The organism is Phytohabitans kaempferiae (genome assembly GCF_042433955.1).
GTDB classification, from domain to species: Bacteria; Actinomycetota; Actinomycetes; order Mycobacteriales; family Micromonosporaceae; genus Phytohabitans; species Phytohabitans kaempferiae.
Window position 1 is genome coordinate 19,306 of the sequence record NZ_JBHLUH010000100.1, and the last position, 20,242, is coordinate 39,547.

Annotated in this window: 15 protein-coding genes; 2 read left to right on the forward strand and 13 right to left on the reverse strand. The window is 72.6% G+C overall.

What is annotated here, in order from left to right:
• Nucleotides 1–13 precede the first annotated feature (13 nt).
• The 11 genes from ACFFIA_RS41195 to ACFFIA_RS41245 all read right to left on the reverse strand — a co-directional run bounded on the left by ACFFIA_RS41195 (nucleotide 14) and on the right by ACFFIA_RS41245 (nucleotide 13,315).
• Nucleotides 14–1,408, reverse strand: a complete 1,395-nt coding sequence (locus ACFFIA_RS41195) for an FAD-dependent oxidoreductase (RefSeq protein ID WP_377262380.1) — start codon at nucleotides 1,406–1,408, stop codon at nucleotides 14–16.
• Nucleotides 1,405–2,787, reverse strand: coding sequence for an MFS transporter (locus ACFFIA_RS41200; protein ID WP_377262382.1), 1,383 nt, complete (start codon nucleotides 2,785–2,787; stop codon nucleotides 1,405–1,407). Before ACFFIA_RS41200 ends, ACFFIA_RS41195 begins: the two co-directional genes overlap by 4 nt.
• Nucleotides 2,784–4,187, reverse strand: coding sequence for an FAD-dependent oxidoreductase (locus ACFFIA_RS41205; RefSeq protein WP_377262384.1), 1,404 nt, complete (start codon nucleotides 4,185–4,187; stop codon nucleotides 2,784–2,786). Before ACFFIA_RS41205 ends, ACFFIA_RS41200 begins: the two co-directional genes overlap by 4 nt.
• Complete coding sequence (locus ACFFIA_RS41210; RefSeq protein ID WP_377262386.1) at nucleotides 4,184–5,146, reverse strand: dihydrodipicolinate synthase family protein; 963 nt, start codon at nucleotides 5,144–5,146, stop codon at nucleotides 4,184–4,186. The genes ACFFIA_RS41205 and ACFFIA_RS41210 overlap by 4 nt, the downstream gene beginning before the upstream one ends.
• A gap of 1 nt (nucleotide 5,147) precedes the next feature.
• Nucleotides 5,148–5,585 (reverse strand): Zn-ribbon domain-containing OB-fold protein, encoded by a 438-nt coding sequence (locus ACFFIA_RS41215; RefSeq protein ID WP_377262388.1) that lies wholly within the window; start codon nucleotides 5,583–5,585, stop codon nucleotides 5,148–5,150.
• Nucleotides 5,578–6,714 (reverse strand): thiolase C-terminal domain-containing protein, encoded by a 1,137-nt coding sequence (locus ACFFIA_RS41220; RefSeq protein WP_377262390.1) that lies wholly within the window; start codon nucleotides 6,712–6,714, stop codon nucleotides 5,578–5,580. The genes ACFFIA_RS41215 and ACFFIA_RS41220 overlap by 8 nt, the downstream gene beginning before the upstream one ends.
• Entirely contained in the window at nucleotides 6,711–8,822 is a 2,112-nt protein-coding gene (locus ACFFIA_RS41225; protein WP_377262392.1) for an acetate--CoA ligase family protein, read from the reverse strand. The genes ACFFIA_RS41220 and ACFFIA_RS41225 overlap by 4 nt, the downstream gene beginning before the upstream one ends.
• A gap of 231 nt (nucleotides 8,823–9,053) precedes the next feature.
• Complete coding sequence (locus ACFFIA_RS41230; RefSeq protein ID WP_377262394.1) at nucleotides 9,054–10,094, reverse strand: LacI family DNA-binding transcriptional regulator; 1,041 nt, start codon at nucleotides 10,092–10,094, stop codon at nucleotides 9,054–9,056.
• Nucleotides 10,095–10,127: 33 nt separating this feature from the next.
• Nucleotides 10,128–11,132, reverse strand: a complete 1,005-nt coding sequence (locus tag ACFFIA_RS41235; protein ID WP_377262396.1) for a tripartite tricarboxylate transporter substrate binding protein — start codon at nucleotides 11,130–11,132, stop codon at nucleotides 10,128–10,130.
• Nucleotides 11,129–12,673, reverse strand: a complete 1,545-nt coding sequence (locus tag ACFFIA_RS41240; RefSeq protein WP_377262398.1) for a tripartite tricarboxylate transporter permease — start codon at nucleotides 12,671–12,673, stop codon at nucleotides 11,129–11,131. The genes ACFFIA_RS41235 and ACFFIA_RS41240 overlap by 4 nt, the downstream gene beginning before the upstream one ends.
• The gene (locus ACFFIA_RS41245) at nucleotides 12,674–13,315 is read right to left on the reverse strand and encodes a tripartite tricarboxylate transporter TctB family protein (protein WP_377262400.1); all 642 of its coding nucleotides are present in this window, start codon (nucleotides 13,313–13,315) and stop codon (nucleotides 12,674–12,676) included. It lies immediately after the preceding gene.
• Nucleotides 13,316–13,614: 299 nt separating this feature from the next.
• Between ACFFIA_RS41245 and ACFFIA_RS41250 the strand changes: the two genes are divergently transcribed.
• Nucleotides 13,615–16,044: a CoA transferase gene (locus ACFFIA_RS41250; RefSeq protein WP_377262402.1), complete on the forward strand. Its 2,430-nt coding sequence runs from the start codon at nucleotides 13,615–13,617 to the stop codon at nucleotides 16,042–16,044.
• A gap of 39 nt (nucleotides 16,045–16,083) precedes the next feature.
• Here ACFFIA_RS41250 and ACFFIA_RS41255 read toward each other — a convergent pair whose 3' ends face one another.
• Nucleotides 16,084–17,163 (reverse strand): hypothetical protein, encoded by a 1,080-nt coding sequence (locus ACFFIA_RS41255; protein ID WP_377262404.1) that lies wholly within the window; start codon nucleotides 17,161–17,163, stop codon nucleotides 16,084–16,086.
• A gap of 136 nt (nucleotides 17,164–17,299) precedes the next feature.
• Nucleotides 17,300–19,147, reverse strand: a complete 1,848-nt coding sequence (gene htpG, locus ACFFIA_RS41260) for a molecular chaperone HtpG (RefSeq protein WP_377262406.1) — start codon at nucleotides 19,145–19,147, stop codon at nucleotides 17,300–17,302.
• A 125-nt stretch (nucleotides 19,148–19,272) separates the two neighbouring features.
• Between htpG and ACFFIA_RS41265 the strand changes: the two genes are divergently transcribed.
• Complete coding sequence (locus ACFFIA_RS41265) at nucleotides 19,273–20,193, forward strand: bile acid:sodium symporter family protein (protein ID WP_377262409.1); 921 nt, start codon at nucleotides 19,273–19,275, stop codon at nucleotides 20,191–20,193.
• Nucleotides 20,194–20,242: the final 49 nt, after the last annotated feature.

The window sequence follows — 20,242 nt, forward strand, 5'->3', positions numbered from 1 at the left end:
CCGCTCGGGGAGATCAGGTACGGGCGGCGTTCGTCCCGGCGCGGCGGCCGGTGACCAGGGCGGGCAGCAGACCTCCGAAGTAGCCGGCGTGGCTGAGGCCGCCGACGTCGCAGCCGGCCGCGTACAGGCCGGGGATCGGGACCGGGTCGACGTCGGCCGGGTCGGTGACCAGCGTGCCGATCGGGCTGGTGGAGGCGGCACGGTCGAGTACGCGCTGTTCGTGGTCGACGGCGACGCCCCCGGTGGTGAAGGTCAGGCTGGCCTTGACCGCCACCGCGAAGAACGGTGGCTCGGTCAGGCCGTACCGGTGGCGGGCGCGGGGCGGATACAGGTCGCCCCAGCCGCCGGTCGCGCCGGCGCGGTTGACCGCGTGCACGGTGTCGAGCAGCGCGGCGGCGGGTACCCCGTGGTCGGCGAGGGCGGCGGCGAGCGAGTCCAGGGTCGGGGCGGTGACGGCGGCTCCCTTGGCGGCCGCCCGCTCGACGATCGTGCGAGTGGCAAGGCGGCCGGGCAGCGCGTCGGTGGCGAGGACCCGCGCGTCCCCGAGGTAGTAGCCGCGGCCGCCGGGGCGGCGGGCCAGGGCCTCGTTGAGCGACTCCTCGCCGGTACCTGCGCTCTCGTCGGTGAACCGGCGACCGTCCAGCCCGACCGCGTAGCTCAACGGCCCGAAGTACTGGCTGACCTCACGAAACTCGCGCGGCCCGAAGGCTGCCGACGAAGCGGACATGTCCTGCGGGGCGGCGGCGGCCAGGGCGGCGAGCATGGCGTGGCCGTAGAAGCCGTCCAGCCCGGCGGTGGTGGCGGCACCGAGCGCCAGCGCGGCGAGCAGCCCGTCGCCGGTGCTCCACGGGCTCGCCCGCAGGTACACGTGGTCGGGGGCGATGCCGTACCGGGTGAGCAGCTCGGGATTGCCCTGGAAGCCGCCGGTGGCGAGCACGACGGCGGGCGCGTTCCACTCGCCGTTGACGGTGAAGCCCGCCCGCGGCGAAGCGCCGGCAGTGGGGTCGGGCGTGAGCGTGCGCAGCGGGGTACGCAGCTCGATGCGGCCGCCGAGCCCGAGCAGGCGGGCCCGGAGCAGGTCGACGAGGCCGGCCGGGTCGACCGAGCGGCCGGTGCCGTGCACCATGTCCACCGTGGCGCCCAGCGGCACGCCGAGCCCGGCGATCCAGTCGAGGGTGGCGGCCGCTTCGGCGATGACGGTCTCCTGGAGCAGGTGGTCGGCGCCTGGCATGAGCCGCGCGGCCCGTTCGGGATCCGCGAATGTCCACAGTGTCCCGTTGGAGAGCAGTGCGGAGCCGCCGAGCCGGGGCGCCTTCTCGAGTACGAGCGTGTCGGCACCGGCCGTGGCGGCGCGGACCGCGGCCGCGAGGCCGGCGACGCCGCCACCGCAGACGATCACATCGGTCATCGTTCGCCCCTTCCCCCAGCGGCAGCTCCCCCGGCCGCGCCCCCTCCGCCCGCGAAACTCGCTTCGCCGGCCGACATCGGAGCGTCCGTCCCCGCCTGCCCTCGCCCCTTCCCGCCTTGGAGGCCGACCTCGGCCCCCAGCGCGTCGGCCGTGCGCCAGCGCGGTACGACGGCCGTGCCGGCGGCCACCAGGAGGCCGGAGAGCAACAGGAACGCCGCACCGGCACCGGTCGCGGCGGCGAGCGCGCCGGCGCCGAGCGGGATCGCGACGATCCCGATCCGGTTGACCATCAGCCGCAGCGCCAGCGCCGTGCCGCGGGAACGGGCCGGGGCGATCTGCACCAGCCAGGTCATCGACAGTGGGGTACCCAGGCCGAGCGTCACACCGGCCACCGCCATGATGACGACAAGCAACGCGTAGTCGGTGGTGAACGGCACGACGGCGAGGACGAGCCCGGGGATCACCAGGCTACCGACCACCAGCGGGATGCGACGGACCAGGCGCAGCGCCAGTGACGTGCCCAGCCGAGTGGCGAGCGAGGTGCAGGCGCGGACCGCGAGCAGGGCGCCCACGACCGACGGCGGCATACCCCGCTCCTCGCCGAGCACCGGCAGGTAGATGATGAGGATGTCGATGCAGACGGTCAGCGCCATGCCGGCGAAGAGCGCGACCCGCACACCGGGCGCGCCGACGACCTGACGCATGGGTACCCGGCTGTCCCGCGCCGGCGTCGCGCGGCCGGTGCGGACCCGGCGCCAGACCCACCACGCGAGGGGCACCGCGAGCGCGGCGATGGCCGCGCCGATGAGCAGCCCGTTCGCGGTACTGGCCAGGCGGCCGTCGACGCCGCCCGCCTCGATCAGCAGGCCCGCGCCGAGCGGGCCGACGAGCTGGTTGAGCGAGGCGGTGGCGGTGAGCCAGCCAAACCACCAGTCCTGGTGGTTGGCCGACGAACCGTGCGCGACGATCGACTCGCTCCCGACGAGCAGCCAGAGGTGGCCGAGGCCGAGCAGGGCCGACCCGGCGGCGAGGGTCGGCACGTCGGCGGCGAGCGCCAGCGCCAGGCAGCCGGCGGCGGTGCAGAAGCCGCCGGCGAGCAGCACCGACCCGCTGCGCCCGCGGTCGGCCTGGCGGCCGGTCCAGATCGCGACCAGCAGCGGCAGCGCGGCGAAGGCCGCCGCGATGACCCCGATGGCCACGGTGTCGGCGCCCACGGCGAGCGCGCGGTACGACACGACGGTGCGCGCGGCGTGTACCGCGGTGCCGCCGACCAGCATGATCGCGACCAGGGCCAGCTCGGTGAGCGGCAGTTGCCGCCGGCCCCCGGAACGCGGCTCCCCCGGCCGGCGGTCACCAGCCCTCCGGGGGCGGGCGGTCACGGCCGCGCCGCCGATTCCCCGGCGCGGCGGCCGGAGACCAGCGCCCATGCGATGTGCAGGCCGTGGCCGGACAGGCGCATGCCGCCCTGGCCGGCGCCGCCCGCCGCGTACAGGCCGGGGATCGGCACGCCCTCCGGACCCAGGACCCGGCAGTACGTGTCGACCGCGGCACCGCCCTCGGTGACGGTGAGCATCGCCTGCACCGGGCCGAGCGCGACGAGCGGCCCGGAGAGGCCGAGCGCCGCCACGTTGGCCGGCACGGCGCCGATGGCGGTGGCGAGGGCGGCCCCGTCGCGCCCCTCGTGCACCAGCTCGGGGCGGCTGCGGCGGTAGTCGCCGAAGTACGCGTAGCCGACGCTGGCCGCGGTGGAGACGTGGTGCGGCGGCCTCGTGAACCGGTCGGCGAGCGCGCGGGTCAGCACCACGTAGCCGCGCGCGCCGTGCTCGGCGGCGAGCCCCGCCGCCGCGCCGTCGACCCGCGCGCCCTTCTCGTTGACCAGGATCGCGCCGGCCTCGAACAGGCCCGGGCCGGGGCCGAGGTGGGCGACCAGCACGCCGGTCACGAACGGCCGCAGCGCCCACGCCGGGGCGTGTGACACGTACGAGCGCATGAGCCGGGTCAGCCACGGCCAGGTGGGGAGCTTCTCCACGAAGCCCTTGCGCCCCGGGGGAAAGCGCAGCTGCGGCCCGTACGCCAGGTCCATGTTGACCAGCTCGGCACCGGCCTCGGCGGCGAGCCGCTGGCTGGCACCGGACGACGCGGGGTTGACCGGCAGCGCGTCGTGCGCGGCGGCCGGCAGGTGCCGGCGGCGCATCTCGCGGTCGCCGGCGAAGTCACCGGCGGCGAGCACGACTCCCCGGCGGGCGGTGACCGTCGCGGCGCCGCAGCGTACGCCGGTGACCCGGCCGCGGGGGTCGCGGAGCAGGCCGGTCACGGTCACGCCGGTACGGATCGCCACGCCCCGGCGGCGCGCGGCCCGCAGCAGCCGGTCCAGGTACGCGCGGGCGCCGGGCAGGGCGTTGTGCATCCGGGGTACGCGGTTCGGCGGCTCCTCGAACGGCCCGGCGAAGGTGACGCCCAGCCCTTCAAGCCAGGCGATCGCGGGTCCGCTCTCGGTGGCCAGCATGAGCCGCAGGTCGTCGTTGTCCGGGCCGCCCGCGAACGCGTACATGTCCTCGACGAACGCCACCGCGTCGTCGGTGACCCCCGCGCGGCGCTGGGCCTCGGTGCCGGCGGCGGTGAAGGAGCCGACCGCGTAGCGCGTGGTCCCCCCGAGCCGGGGCTCCTTCTCCAGCAGCAGCACGCGCGCCCCGGCCGTCGCCGCCGACACGGCCGCGGCCAGCCCGGCCGCCCCTCCGCCGACGACGACCACGTCAGCGGAGGATGGCGCGGCGGTCATCGCGAGACGTGCGCGGTCGGGCGGAGCAGGCCGATCCTCTCCAGGGTCGCGCCGATCTCGGCGCGGGCCTCGTCGTCGACGTCGCAGGCCGGCGGGCGGACCCGGGACGAGGCGAACTGTCCCAGCTGCACCAGTGCCTCCTTTGTGGACGCGGCCTCGCTGCGCAGCTCGGTCGGCTCCTGGTTTTCGAAGACGGTGTCCATGAGCGGCACGCACCGGCCGAGGAACACCTGCCGGGCCCGCTCGGCGTCGCCTCCGGTCGCCGCGGCGATGAGCTCGGCCCAGGTCGGTGGGTCGATGACGCCGATGCCGATCAGGGCGCCGTGCGCGCCGTGCAGCAGCATGCCGAGCAGCGCCGGCGCGTCGGTGGCGGCGAGCACGGCCACGTCGTCGTGGAACGCGTCCCACACCTCGGCGTACCGCGTGGGGCTGAACGACGCGGCCTTGATGGCGACCACGCTGTCGAGCGCGACCACTTCGCGCAGCACCTCGATCGAGTACGCGCAGCCGGTGAAGTCGGGGTACTGGTGTACCACCGTGGGCAGGCCCACCTGCTTGTCGAGCGCCTCGAAGTAGTGCATGACCGAGGCCGGATGCTTGGCCAGCCGCCGGTATGGGCGCACGTCGATCGGCGGCAGTACGAGCAGCCCGTCGGCGCCCGCCTCCGCGGCGTTGGTGGCCTCGCGCACCAGGTCGTCGGCGGTGTTGGCCTCGATGCCGGCGATCACCGGCTGGCCGGGACGGCGCACGGTGAGCGCGTGCCGCACGATGTCGGCGCGTTCGGTGGAGGAGAGCTGGAGGACCTCGCCGACGTGGCCGTTGACGACCAGGCCCCGCACCCCGTCGGCCTCGGCGGTGGCGCCCAGGTGGGCGTCGAGGCCGGCGAAGTCGATCTTCAGGTCCTCGTCGAAGGGGGTCACCGTCGCGGGGTAGAGGCCCTGCATACGCAGCGTGCTCATCTCAGCTCTCTCCTTGTGGGTACACGGGTTGCCAGCACAGGACGACGATCTCCCCGTCCTCGCCGGCGGGTCGGAAGACGGCGCGCATCGGCATGCCGATGCGCAGCGGATCGGGGTCACCGTCGACGCTGCCGATCACGCGGACGCCCGGAGCGTCGGCCAGCTCGACGATCGCGACGGCGTACGGCAGGTCGGTGTAGCCGGGCACGGTGGCGTGCCCGACGACCGTGAAGGTGTACAGCGTGCCGGCCGGCTCGTGGCTCTCCCACTTGCGCTCCGTCGAGCCGCACGCCGGGCAGAGACCGCGCGGCGGCCAGACGACCGCGGCGCAGCCGCCACAGGCGGGGAGCACCAGCTCGCCCTTGGCGGTGCCGTCCCAGTACGGGGCGAAGAGCGGGTCGGTGACGTCCGGGACCGGGATCTTGGTCAGGTCAGCCACGGGGACCTCCGAGCACCGCGAGTGAGCCGTCGCCGAGGTTGCCCCAGCCGGTGACGGCGATGTGGCGAGCGCCCTGGACCTGCCGGGCGCCGGCCTCGCCGCGGAGCTGGCGGACCGCCTCGAGGATGTGGTTGAGGCCGACGAGGTGCCCTTCGGAGAGCAGCCCGCCGTGCGTGTTGACCGGCAGGCGCCCGCCGAGGCGGATGTCGCCCCGGGCGATCATGTCGCCCACCCCGTCGGCGGTGGCGAAGCCGGCCGATTCGAGCTGGTGCACGACCTCGAAGGTGAAGCAGTCGTAGATCATGGCGGCGTCCATGTCGGACGGTCCGAGCCCGGCCTCCGCCCACGCCCGCGGTGCCGCCTTGCTCAGCCCGATCTGCAGGAAGTCGGGGCGGCTGACCAGGTCGTCGGGAACGTCCGGGGCCCCCTCGGCGGCGGCCAGGATGCGCACCCCTCGGCCGTCGCCGCCGGGGTCGGCGGCGACGATCACCGCGCAGGCGCCATCGGTCTCCAGGCAGCAGTCGTAGAGCCGGTACGGGTCGGCGATGACCCGGCCGCTCAGGTACTTCTCCTTGGTCAGCTCCCGGCCGTACATCTGCGCGCCCGGGTTGAGGTTGGCGTGTGCCCGGGCGGCGAGCGCGACCTCGGCGAGGTGGTCGCGGGTCAGGTCGTGCTCGTACATGAACCGGCGGGCCAGCATGCTGTACCGCTGGGCCGCGGTGTTCCAGCCGGCCGTGTACTCCAGGTGCTGCCGGATCGACGCCCCCGGTACGAAGGACGGCCGCTTGTGCTTGCGCGGGCCCGAGTTGCCCTTGAGCGCGCGGTACATCAGCACGTACTTCGCCGCTCCCCCGGCGACCGCGACGGCGGCGCTGCCGAGGGCGCTGACCGCGCTGGCGCCACCGACCGAGCTGACCGCCCGGAACCGCACGTCGGGCAGGCCGAGCGTGGCGATCAGCGTCTCGGCCGAGACGTGCCCGGCGTACGCGATGATCCCGTCGATCTCGCGTACGTCGATGCCGGCGTCGGCGGCCGCGGCGATGGTGGCCTCGGCCGCGAGCGTCTCGACCGGCCGGTCGACGCGCTTGGCGTACTCGGTGTTGCCCACGCCGATCAGGTAGCCGGTCATGCGATCACCGCCCGGGCGTCGACCACGAACGCGCCGTCGGGGGTGACCACCACGGGGTTCAGGTCGGCCTCCAGCACCACGCCGGCGTGCCCGATCGCCCAGCGGGCCAGCGCCTCGACGACGTCGAGCAGCGCCTCCCGGTCGGCCGGCGGGTCGCCGCGGTACCCCGCGAGCAGTTCGCCGAGGACGCGGTGGTCGGCCAGCCGGCGGGACAGCTGCGCGCGTGTGGTGGGCAGCAGGACCCCGACCGCGTCGGTGTGCAGCTCGGCCCGGGTACCACCGACGCCGAGCACGAGCATCAGCCCGAACGCGTCGTCGTACTTGAGGCCGACGAGCACCTCGACGCCTCGGACCATCCGCTGTACCAGGACGCGGGCGTCGGTCAGCCCCTGCCGCTCGGCGATGTCGCGCAGCCGGGCGGTCGCCTCGCGTACGGCCGCCGCGTCGGCCAGGCCGAGGATGACGCCGCCGGACTCGGTCTTGTGGTTGAGGTCGGGCGCGTCGAGCTTGACCGCCACCGGGTAGCCGAGCCGGTCGGCGTGCGCGTCGGCACCGTCGAGCGTCTCGGTGAGCGCCATCGGCACGACGCTCACGCCCGCCTCGGCCAGCTCGGTGAGGGCGGCGCCGGCGGTACGTACCTCGGGCGTGCCCGGTCGCCGGAGCGGCGCGTCCAGCAGCGCGGGCAGGTCCGGGTCGATCTGGGCGTTACGGATCCGGGCACCGGCCTCGGCCGCGGCGACGGCCCGGGCCGGCTCGTCGTAGGCCGCGATGCCGGCCCGGTCGAGGTGGACGCGGCTGGCCGGGTCGAGGCCGACCCAGCCGACGTACATCTCCTGCGCGATCCGCGGGCGTACCTCGGCCAGCTTGACCGTCATGCCCTCCGAGCGCGGCCCGCCGGCGCCGCTGGCGATGAAGATGGCGTCCAGCGTCGGGTCCTTGGCGAGCGCGAGCGACATCCGGGCCAGCCGGTCCTGCTGGGCGAAAGCGCCGGTCACGTCGACCGGGTTGCCCAGCCCGTCCTGGCCGCAGATCTCCTCCAGTTCGGCGCGGACACCGTCGGGCAGCGGCGGCAGGGTCCAGCCCTGTGCGCTGAGCCAGTCGGCGGTGACGGTGCCGTTGCCGCCGGAGGTGGTGAGCACCGCGGCGCGGCGCCCGTGCGGCTCCGCCGCCCGCCGCACGGACTGGGTCGACAGCGCCAGCGCGGCGTCGAACATCTCCTGGTACGAGGAGACGACCAGGATGCCGGACTCGGCGGCGACCGCCTCCATCACCGCGGCCGTGCCGGCGATCCGGCCGGTGTGCGACTGCACCGCGTGGCGGCCGGCCTCGGAGCGGCCGGCGTTCAGCATGACCACGGCCTTGCCGGCGGCGCGGGCCCGCAGCGCGGCGCGCCGGAACCTCGGCCCGTCTGCGCTGCCCTCGACGAACAGCAGGATCACGTTGGTGTCGGGGTCGTCGACGACCAGGTCGAAGAGCCCTTCCATCGGCTGCGCGGCCTCGTTGCCGGTGCTGATGAGCCAGCTGTAGCCCAGCGCCCGGTCCCGGAACGCCTGGAGCAGGTACGAGATGACCGCGCCGCTCTGGCCGACCACGGCGACGTCGCCGGGGCGGAGCGCGCCGCCGTCCGCGCCGGTGGCGAAGCTGGCGTTGATGCTGGCGTTTCCGTTGAGCACGCCGACCGAGTTCGGGCCGATGACCAGCATGTCGTGCTCGGCGGCGATCGTCGCCAGCTCGTGGTCGAAGGCGCGCCGGTCGGCCTCGGCGCCGAGGTGCGCGGTGATCACGACCGCCGACCTCACGCCGAGCGCGCCGGCCTCGCGCAGCACCGCGGGTACGGCGCCGGCGCCGATCCCCACGACCACCATGTCCGGTACGGCGGGCAGGTCGTCCAGCCGCGCGTACACCTTGTGGCCGAGGATCTCGCCGCCGGCGAGGCGGGGGTTGACGGGGTAGATGTCGGCTGCGGGGTTGGCCGCGACAAGGTTGGCGATGAGCCGGCTGCCGTAGTAGCTGCCGCCCTCGGGCGGCGAGGCGCCGACGACCGCGACGCTGCGCGGGACCGTCAGGGTCGCGGCGCGATCCCGCGCCGGTTTTTCGCCTACTCGCATCGATGGCCTTCCGGTAGGACGGATGCGGGAACACTGTCGGACAACGCTGCCGCCTCGGTCGGCGGTCTCTTGCGGGGGTCGCCAGGGACCCTCGAGATAACGTTGTCTCAGCGACCGTAACATCGGGCGGAAACCAGGGTCAAGAACCCGGAAAACCGGGTTCTACCAGGGCTTTTGGCACGCTGAAGCGCCGCTCGGGCCCCGGGCTCCGGCGGTCGGCCACGCGGCCGGTCAGCCGCCGGGCGGGGCGATCGACCGGCCGTCGACGACGGTGGGCGCGATGGCCGGCGGCGCCGGGGCGGGCTCCCCGGCGACGTGCGCGGCGATGTGCCGCAGCGCCGCCCGCGCGTACTCGCCCACCGCGACGTCGACCGTGGTCAGCGTCGGGCTCGACCAGGCGGCCGAGCGAGTGTTGCCGATGCTGATCACGGACGCGTCGGCGGGCACCGACCGCCCGGCCCGGGCCAGGCCGTCGAGCACGCCGATCGCCATGGTGTCGGCGCCGACGAGGAAGCCGGTCAGCTCCGGCATCTGCGCCACCATCTCCCGCACCGCCGCCGAGCCGTCCTCCGGCGCGTACGGCGCGTGCCGCACCACGAAGCCGGAGCCCGCCTCCGTCAACGCCTTGATCGCACCGCGCAGCCGCTGCTGGGTCACCTCGCTGTTCGGCGGTCCGAGCAGGAGGCCGACCCGGCGGTGCCCGAGCGCCGCGAGCTTCGCCGCCGCGACCGCGCCGACCTGCTCGTTGTCGACGCAGAACGTCGGGATGTCGATTCCTCTCGGGGCCAGCGACGTGACCGTGACCCCGGCGCGGCCGACCAGGTTCATCAGCGCGGCGAACCGGTCCAGGTAGGTCCACTGGTCGAAGCCGCCGCCGGCCAGGATGAGGCCGGCGACCCGGTGCCCGCAGAGCCGTTCGATGTGCTTGAGCTCCAGCAGGGCGTCGCGCTGCATGTTGGAGACGATGGCGACGATGCCGTGCTCGCGCTCGGCCGCCTGCGTGACGAGTTCCGCGATCTCCCCGTAGTAGGGATCGACCATGTCGCCGACGACCAGGCCGACCATCGCGGCTCCGGCGCCGCGCAGGGCGCGCGCGGCGACGTTCGGCATGTAGCCGAGCTCCGCCGCGGCGGCCTGCACGCGCGCCGCGAGCTCCGGGTCCACCTTGTTGTCGGGCTGGCGCAGGACGCGCCCGGCCGTGCTGACCGACACGCCGGCGAGCCGGGCGATGTCGACCAGGGTCGGCGCCTTCGCCGGCACAATCGCGTCCATGTCTGCGATCCCCCTCGCGTTCTGACGAACTGACTAACTGGCGCCGAGCCGCTGCAACGACTCCGTGGTCCGCGCCTCCACCTCGGGCACCAGGGCGGTCACCTCGGCGGCGCTGCGGGTCTTCGGGGTGAGCCCGAGTGCCGAGATCTTCTCCTGGTACTCGCTGCTCGCGCCGACCTTCATCATCGCTGCCTCCAGTGTGGAGCGGATCGCGTCGGGCGTACCGGCCGGCACCACGACCGTGTAGTACGTCTCGGAGGTCACGTCGTAGCCCAGCGAGGCGACCGTCGGCACCTGCGGGTACTGGCTGATCGGCTCCTTGCTCAGCGTGGCCAGGATCCGGAACTTGCCCGCGTCCACCTGCGGCTTGGCTGTGGCGACGGTCAGCGTGGCCACGTCGATCTGCTTGCCGAGCAGCGCGGCGACCTTCTCCGCGGCGCCGGTGGCGTAGATGGCGGTCTTCAGGTCGATGCCGGCCGCCTTCTCCAGGTTGGTGATGGCCAGGTTGTCGGTGCTCTGCGCGCCCTCGATCGAGGCGATCAGCTGGCCCGGCTTCGCCTTCGCGGCGGCCACCAGGTCGGCCATGCTCTGGTACGGCGAGTCGGCGTTGACCGCCACCACGTCGGTGATGTCCGACAGGCTGCTGAACCAGGTGAACGATTCCTTCTTGTACGGCGCGTTCTGCCCCGGCCAGATCCAGGCCAGCGCGTTCGGCATGCTGATCATGCCGAACGTGTAGCCGTCCGGCTTGGCGTTCGCCAGCTCGGTGAGGCCGACCACGGTGTTGCCGCCCGGCTTGTTGAGCACCAGGACCCGCGCCCCGAGCTCCTTCTCCAGCAGCGTCGCGGCCACTCGGGCCTGGCTGTCGGCGGGGCCACCGGCCGAGTACGGCACGATGAACGTGATCGACTTGCTCTTCTCCGGGAAGCCCGCGGCGGCCTTCTCGCCGGCTTCCTCGTTGGCCGCCTCCTGGGCGCAGCCGGCCGTGGCCAGCAGGACGGTGGCCGCCGTGGCGGCGAGCACTCTGGTGAATCTCATCGTTGGCTCCCTACGTTGTCAGAGGAGATGTCGGGGGTGCGCGGCCGTGCGGCGGCGCGCCGGCTGGCCCGAGATCGGCGATAGCCGATGTAGCCGCGGGCCACGAAGACCGCGACGGTGACGAGGATGCAGATGTCGGTGAGCGGGCTGCGGAAGATGCCGAAGGAGTCGCCCGCGGTCAGCGACATCGCCGTGCGGAAGTTGGCCTCGATCATCGGCCCGAGGATGATCGTCAGAGCCGCGGGCGCGAGCGGCACCTCGAGACGGCGCATGACGAAGCCGACGAGCCCCGCGATCCACATGATCGCGACGTCCACGACGGAGTTGTTCACCGTGTAGGCGCCGATCATCATGAACGCGAGCGTGATCGGGTAGAGGACCTGGTACGGCACGCGCAGCACGCTCACCCAGAGGCGGACCAGCGGCAGGCTCAGGATCAGCAGCATGACGTTGGCGACGAAGAGCCCGGCGATGATCGTCCAGGCCACGTCGGGGCGGTCGCGGAAGAGCAGCGGTCCGGGCTGAAGCCCCTGGATCAGGAACGCCCCGAGGACGATCGCCATGGTCGGTGACGCCGGGATGCCGAACGACAGCAGCGGGATCATCGAGGAGATGCCGAGCGAGTTGTTCGCCGTCTCCGGCCCCGCGACGCCCTGGATCGCGCCCTTGCCGAAGCGCTCCGGATGCTTGGCGAACTTCTTCTCCGTGACGTACGAGGCGAAGGTCGCCGCGGCCGCCGGCGAGCCCGGGATCAGCCCGAACAGGAAGCCGATGACCGAGCCGCGGCCGATCGAGCCGGCGGAGTCCTTGAGGTCCTGGCGGCTCAGGTGCAGCGAGCCGACCCGGCTCGGCAGGCTGAGCGTGTTGCGGCGCAGGATGCTCTCCAGGATCTCGGCGACGCCGAAGAGGCCCATCACGACCGCGATGAAGCTGATCCCGCCCATCAGCGAGACCGTGCCCATGGTGAAGCGCGGATCGCCGAAGACCGGGTCGAGGCCGACCATGCCGACGAAGAGGCCGAGCAGCGCCGAGATGAGCGCCTTGGTCATCGACCTGCCGGCCAGGCCGACGACGATGGTCAGGGCGAGGATCGTCAGGCCGAAGAGCTCCACCGGGCCGAGCGTGATGGCGGCCTCCGCCAGCGTGGTCGCGCCGAGCATGCCGACCAGGGCGATCACGCCCCCGGCGAAGGAGCCGACGGCGGCGATGGCGAGCGCCTTGCCAGCCCGGCCCTGTTTGGTCATCTGGTACCCGTCGATGCAGGTCACCACGGAGGCGACCTCGCCGGGCACGTTGAGCAGGACCGAGGTGATGGTGCCGCCGTACATGGAGCCGTAGTAGATGCCCAGCAGCATGATGATGCCGCCGACCGGGTCGAGCGCGAACGTGATCGGCAGCAGCAGCGAGCAGGCCGCCGCCGGGCCGAAGCCGGGGATGACGCCGGTCAGCATGCCGATGAGGCAGCCGACGAGCGCGTACGCCAGCGTGGTCGGGGTCAGGATCTCGCCGAAGCCGGCCAGGAGCGCGTTGAACATGTCCATCTAGAGCACCGCCCACGGCAGGAACGGGATGTGTACCGGCAGGCTGGGCACGACCACGCCGAGGTAGTCGAAGAGCGCGCGGCTCACCATCGCGCCGAGGATCGCGCCGACAATGCTCCACAGTGGCCGCTGGCGGGCCACGACGGTCAGCAGCGCCGCGGTGTAGAACGCGACCGCGACGGTGTAGCCGAGGCTGACGAACAGGCCGACCGCGATGGCGGTGACCAGCAGCGTCGCGCCGAACCGGAAGGCGCCCCCGTGGCCCCAGTCGAGCTCCTCCTCGACCTGGCTCTCGGCGGCCTCCTGCTCGCTCTCGTCGAGCACGGTGGTCACCAGGTCGCCCGACTCCTCGGACTCCGGGCGGCCCGGCTTGAGCAGCCAGACCGCGGCCAGGAACGTGAGCAGGGCGCCGACCACGAACGGGAACAGGCCCGGTCCGGGCTGCGTGCCCTCGTGCAGGCCGTAGCCGTAGGCGGTGACGGTGACCAGAGCCGCGAACGCCAGCACGGTGGCCGCGGCGGCGCGCTGACGAACCCCCCAACTCCGGGCGGCGTCGCCCGGGCCGGCGGTGGTGCTCTCCTGCGACGCCTCGGTCGCCCGGGGGTCGGCCCGCGGCGGCGCAGAAAGGTGGCTATCTCCCATTTTCGCGCTCCCGTCGGGACGGCGTGAACGGTTGATGTCCTGCGTGTTTCAGCGGACATTAGCGCCGTGGTGACGGGAGCCACAAGAGGTTGGGGCAACGTTATCTCAGATTGTCGCGCGCCCCGGCTGCCCGCTTGGCGCTCCATGCTGAGCTGCTTAAACCCGACAACCAAGGTGTTACCGGCACGTTACAAGCCGCTCTGTTGGGCAGCGGCAGGAGCGGTGCTACGGTCCTCCAGACAACGAAGTCTCGCTGGCTGCGACCGGCTCTCGCCGCTTCGTCCCCGAGGTGATGCCCCGTGTCCTCCGCCGGTTCCATCCCCGCGTTCGCCGGTGCCCCCGCCGGTGCCCTCGTCGGCGTGCGAGTGTTACGCGTCGGCGAGTCCCGCGCCGGCGACCTCCTCGTACGGCTGCTGACCGAGCACGGCGCCCAGGTCACGGCCGTCCCCGGCAGCGCCGAGGCGGCCGCACGCGCGGCGACCCCGCTGCTGGCCGAGCACGACGTACTCGTCGACGACGCCGGCCGCGACGTCCTCGCCGCGCACGGCCTCAGCCCCGCCGGCGCCGCCCACCACAACGATCGGCTCATCCACTGCCGCCTGGTCGGCCTGCCGCCCGGCGCCGACCCGGCCGACGCGCTGCCAACCGCCGACGCGCCGTTGCCGGGCGGCGCGCTGTCGTCGGACGGCGCACTGTCGTCGGACGGCGCACTGTCGTCGGACGGCGCGCTCCCTCCAGGCGCAGCCCTCCCTCCGGCAGCTGTGACCGGCGGCGCGCTGCCACCGGGCGGCACGATGGAAGGCGTGCTGCCGCCGGCGGCTGTGACCGGCGGCGCGGCGGGAGAGCCGCAGCCGTCCGTCTCGCTGGCCGGCGGCTCGGCGCCGCGCGACGCCCTGCCACCGGGCCGGTACGAGCTCGACGACACCGCGATCGCGGCCCTGCTCGGCCTGAACCAGCTCTCCGGCCTCCCCCTGCGCGCCGAGCCGCTACCGGTCGCCAGCCTCTACGGCGCCGCCCTCGCCGCCGTCCACATCGTCGCCGCGCTGATCGCCCGCGAGGACCGGCCTGGCGCGATCCACATCGAGGTGCCACTGCTGGCCGCCGCGGCGACCGCGCTCAGCCGGGAGCAGATCCGCCTCGAAGACGGGCGCCTGGTCGACATCGCCACGCTGCCGCACCTGCCCCACGTCGAGCTCTACGAGTGCGCCGACGGCCGGTACCTGCAACCGCACGGCCTCTATGCCGAGTTCGTGCGGATCATCTGCCGCGTCGCCGGCCACGCCGACTGGGCCGACGAGGCGGCCGCCGCGCTCGCCCGCCTGCCCGATTGCGCCGCCGAGCAGGCCTGGCGGGAACGCCTGCGCGCCCTGTTCCGCCAGCGCCCCGCCGCCGACTGGGAACGTGACATCAACGCCGCGGGCGGTGCCGCCACCATGACCCGGGCGCCAGCCGAGTGGTCCGCCGAGCCACACGCCACCGCCGCCCAGATCGTCGCCACCGGCACTGGCACCGAAGGCACCGCCGCGGGCGGCGAGGGCGGCGGCGAGGCCGCGTTCCCACCGCCCGGACTTGGGGTACGCGTCATGCTCACCCCGGCCCCGGCCCCGGCGTCGGCGTCGGACCGCACCGCCCAGCGCCCGCCCGGCGGCTCGGCGCCGGGCCGCGCCCGGCTGGGCCTCGGAGCCTCCACTCCCCTCGGCGAGGCACCGCGGCTCGCCGGCGGCCCGCTCACCGGCGTCAAGGTGCTCGACTTCTGCATCGTGCTCGCCGGTCCCACCTGCGCCCGGATCCTCGCCGACCTCGGCGCCGACGTGGTCAAAGTGGACGATCCGCGCCGCCCGGTCAGCCCGTTCCCGTGGCTCGACGTCAACCGGGGCAAGCGCAGCACGATCGTCGACCTCACCACCGCCGACGGGGTCCGGCTCGTACACCGGCTGGTCGAGGACGCCGACGTCGTGGTCCAGAACTTCCGCGCCGGCAAGATCGACAAGCTCGGCTTCGGCGCCGACCGCCTCCGCCGCGAGCGCCCCGACCTCGTGTACGCCTCCCTGAACGCCTTCGACTTCGACGGCCCCTGGCAGGAACGCGCCGGCTGGGAGCACAATGCCCAGGCCGCCAGCGGGATGCAGGCGCTGCGGCGGCGCGACGGCGTGCCGCGGCAGGTGCCGTTTCCGGTGAACGACTACGCCACCGGCCTGCTCGGCGCCTACGGCGTCTGCCTGGCGCTGCTGCACCGCCGCCGCACCGGCGCGGGCGGCCACGTCCGGGCCAGCCTCGCCCGCAGCGCCACGTACCTGCTGCGCGCCGCCCCCGAACGCCCCGCCCGCTACCGCCCGGTGTCGTGCACGGACGGCTGGGTCTGGGCCGCTGCCGAGCCGCCGCGCGGCACGCCCACGACGAGGGCGGCCACACTGGCGACGCTCCGGGCCGCGGGCATTCCGGCGGTACCCGAGCTCGACCTCAGCGATCCAGGTACCCGCGACTGGCTGCGCTCCTCCGGCGTGCTGACCCGCTGGCGCCATCCGAGACTGGGCTGGATCGACCAGATCACCCCTACGGTCGGCGGTGACCTCGGTGCCGCGCCCGGCCATCCGGCACCGGAACCGGGCGACGACACCGAAGCCGTGCTGACCGGGGCCGGCATCGACCCCGGCGAACTCGCCAACCTGCGAGCCGCCGGCGTGATCAGCGGTACCCTGCGGTTCTTCCCCACGGTCCCGCTGCCGTGACAGCCCTGGCGTTGTCGGCCAGGGCCGGATCGACCTCGGCTACCGGAAGTCGGTGAGCCGGAAGACCGAGATCATGTCGGAGTACCGGGGGTCGCCGGACGAGCTGGGGTAGAACGACGCCTCCGCGCCGACCCAGCCGCGGAAGGCACCGAGGTCGTCGATGATCTGCAACATCGGCTTGACGTGCGAGTTGCCGGTGTAGCAGAACTCGTTACGCTCCAGTGCCAGGCAGGTGCACCAGTGCCACAGGTTGTCGCGCCGGTCGTAGCTGGACATCTTGACGAGGTAGTACTGGATCGACGTGATGTTGTACGAGGTGCCGCCGCCGTAGGTCGGGCAGCCACCGGACGCCTGGCACGCCCCGCTCGACGACGGTTGCAGGTAGGTCAGGCACTGCGTCGTCACGTCGCATCCACGAAACGCCGTGTGCCCGAACGTCTGCCCGTGCGACTGTCCAACCTGGTCCTTCGACCAGCTCACCAGATCCTGCTTGAGCACACCGGGGAACGCGAGCACCGAACTCATCGCGCGTCGCTCGCTCAGGCCGGCGTTGCTCCCGTAGCCGTACCCGTAAAGGGCTTTGGTGTTGTATTTGAAGTCCAACCTGGACAGTAGCCCGTTGGCGTCGCCGCGCACGTACCACTCGTCGGTCCACGCCTGGCCGACCTGCCAACTGACCGACACGACCTGGGTCGGCACGCCGCCGACGTTCTGCGTGTAGGTGGTGAACGTGCCGTTGCGCGTCTCGGACGCGGCGGAGGTGAAGCCACCGGCGGTGAGGATCTGGCACGTGCGGACCTTGCTGGTCGACGAGCCGGCCGTGGTCGAGCAGGATCCGTCCGGCGTGGCGCCCGTGCCGACCCGGGCCACCGGGGTCGTCTGCGACCAGACCCACATCCGGGCCGTCACCGTGCCGTCGGTGCGAAACTGGTACGTACCGAGCCGGACCCAGTTGGCTCGGAAGTTGTTCGCCAGGTGCCCCAGGGTCACGACGTAGTTGGCATGGCCGCCGGGGAGCGAGACGGCGGCCGCGGGGCCGGGAGTGGCGACCACCCCGACCGCGGCGGTGAGAACGGCCGCGGCGAGCACACGGCCCACGGCCTTCGGACGTATCCGCATCCTGACCCTCCTCGAAGCCGGAGACGCTCATCCCAGCTTCAAGGCCCTGACCCGGAAAACTCAAGAACGGACGTCGATGTTGTGTGGACCAGCGGCACGGCGGGTCGGTGCTCGCCCGCCGTGCCCTCGCCCGCCCTCAGAGTGTGCGGGCCAGCCGGTCGGCCAGCAGGCGGGTGAAGCGCGACGGGTCGGCCAGCTCGCCGCCCTCCGCGAGCAGGGCCATGCCGTAGAGCAGCTCAGCCGCCTCGGCCAGCGCCGGGTCGTCCGCGTTCGCCGCGTGCGCGGTGCGCAGCCCAGTGACCAGCGGATGGTCCGGGTTGAGTTCGAGGATCCGCTTGGTCTGTGGCAGCTCCTGGCCCATCGCCCGGTACATCTTCTCCAGCGTCGGCGTGATGTCGTGCTCGTCGCCGACGATGCAGGCGGCCGACGTGGTCAGCCGGGTCGAGAGCCGGGCCTCCTTGACGTTCTCCTGGAGCGTGGTGCCGAGCCACGACAGCAGGTCGGCGAAGTCAGCCGCCTGCTCGGCCGAGGGCTCCGACTCGCCGAGGTCGACCTTGCCCTTCGCCACCGACTGCAACGGCTTGCCGTCGAACTCGGTCACCTGCTCGACCCACACCTCGTCGATCGGGTCGGTGAGGATCAGCACCTCGTACCCCTTGGCGAGGAACGCCTCCAGGTGCGGCGAGTGCTCGACCATCGCGCGCGACTCGCCGGTCATGTAGTAGATGTCGGTCTGGCCGTCCTTCATCCGCTCGACGTACTCGCGCAGCGACGTCGACTCCGCGGCCGTGGAGGAGAACAGCACCAGGTCGAGCAGCTGCTCGCGGTTGTCGGGGTCTTCGAGCAGGCCCTCCTTGACCGCCCGGCCGAACTCGCCCCAGAAGCCGCCGTACTTCTCCGCGTCGGCGGCCTTGAGGTCCTTCAGCGTGGCGAGGACCTTCTTCACGAGCCGGCGGCGTACGACCTGGATCTGGCGGTCCTGCTGGAGGATCTCGCGGGAGACGTTGAGCGACAGGTCGTGCGCGTCCACCACGCCCTTGACGAAGCGCAGGTACTGCGGGATCAGCGCCTCGCAGTCGTCCATGATGAACACGCGCTTGACGTAGAGCTGCAGGCCGCGCTTGCCGTCGCGGCTGAACATGTCGAAGGACGCGTGGGCGGGGACGAAGAGCAGCGCCTCGTACTCGAAGGTGCCCTCGCCCTTCATGTGGATCGTCTCGAGCGGGTCGGTCCAGTCGTGGCTGACGTGCTTGTAGAACTCGTGGTACTCCTCGGTGCTGACCTCGCTGCGGGGCCGCGCCCAGAGCGCCTTCATCGAGTTGACCGGCTGGTCCTCGCCGGCCATGCGGATCGGCCACGCGATGAAGTCGGAGTAGCGCTTGACGATCTCGCGGATCTTCCACTCGGCGGTGTAGTCGAAGAGCTGGTCGTCGCGGTCTTCCGGCTTGAGGTAGAGAGTGACCGACGTGCCCTGTGGCGCCTCGTCCAGCGACTCGATCTCGTAGGCGCCCTCGCCGCTCGACTCCCAGAGCGTGCCCTGTGCCTCACTGGCGTGGCGGGTCACCAACGTCACCTTGTCGGCGACCATGAACGTCGAGTAGAAGCCGACGCCGAACTGCCCGATCAACGCCTGCGCCGCGCCGCCGTCCGTCGTCTCGCGCAGCTTGCGCAACAGCTCCGCGGTGCCCGACTTGGCGATGGTGCCGATGAGCGAGATGACATCGTCGCGGGTCATCCCGATGCCGTTGTCGCGCAGGGTCAGCGTGCGCTTGTCCTTGTCGACCTCGATCTCGATGTGCAGATCCGAGGTGTCGACGGCCAGATCCTTGTCGATCAAGGATTCGAGCCGGACCTTGTCGAGCGCGTCCGACGCATTGGAGATCAGCTCGCGGAGAAAGATGTCCTTGTTCGAGTAAATCGAGTGGATCATCAAATGCAGAAGCTGACGCGTTTCCGCCTGAAACTCCAGCGTTTCCCTGCTCACCGAAACCCCTCCGGCGCTCGCTCGACAACCGACGCCGAAAGAATACCGATCCCTCCACTCACGCCGAAGGACGATCCCTTCGGTCGATGGGCATGGCCTTGACTCAACGTGAAGAATTCTCGGTCATGGATTCGTTCCTGCCCCAGGTGCTGCTGCCCGTCGCCCTCGGCATCGTCATGCTCGGGCTGGGGCTCGGGCTGGTCGTGGCCGACTTCCGGCGTGTCGTCCAGTTTCCGAAGGCGGTAGTGATCGCGCTGGTCTGCCAGGTCGTGGTCCTTCCGGCGGTCTGCTTCGGCCTGGTGCTGGCGCTGGACCTGCCGCCCGTGCTCGCGGTGGGCATGATGCTGCTGGCCGCCTCGCCCGGCGGCACGACGGCCAACCTCTACAGCAACCTCTTCGGCGGCAACGTCGCCCTGAACGTCACGCTGACCGCGGTCAACTCGGTGCTCGCGGTCTTCACGCTGCCCATCGTGGTCAACCTTTCCCTCGACCACTTCCTGAGCGGAACGGGGCAGGTCGGCCTCCAGTTCGACAAGGTGCTCCAGGTCTTCGCGATCGTGCTGGCGCCGGTGGCGCTGGGCATGTTCGTCAGGTCACGCTGGCGCCCGTTCGCCGAACGCATGCACCGCCCGGTGCGCATCCTGTCGGTGGCCGTCCTGGTGCTGGTGATCGCCGGCACGGTCCTCCAGGAGCGCGACACGCTGGTCGAGTCGTTCGAGGCGGCGGGCCTGGCGGCGCTGGCGTTCAACCTGATCAGCCTCGCGGTCGGCTACCTCGCGCCGCGACTGGCCGGCGTGGGCCGGGCCGAGTCGGTGGCGGCGGCCTTCGAGGTCGGCATCCACAATGGAACGCTGGCCATCGTCCTGGCGACGACGCTGTTGGACAGCACCGAGATCGCGATACCGGCGGCCGTCTACAGCCTCATCATGTTCTTCACCGCGGCCGCATTCGGCTATCTCATCCGACCCCGCACGGCCGCGGGCGCCTCCTCCCCGCACACCACCACACAGACGTCCGGCGCCGACGCCGCGCACGCGGACGACTGACGGTCACGGCCGCCGCCACGGCGCTGTCGTCAACGGTACCGGTGCCGGA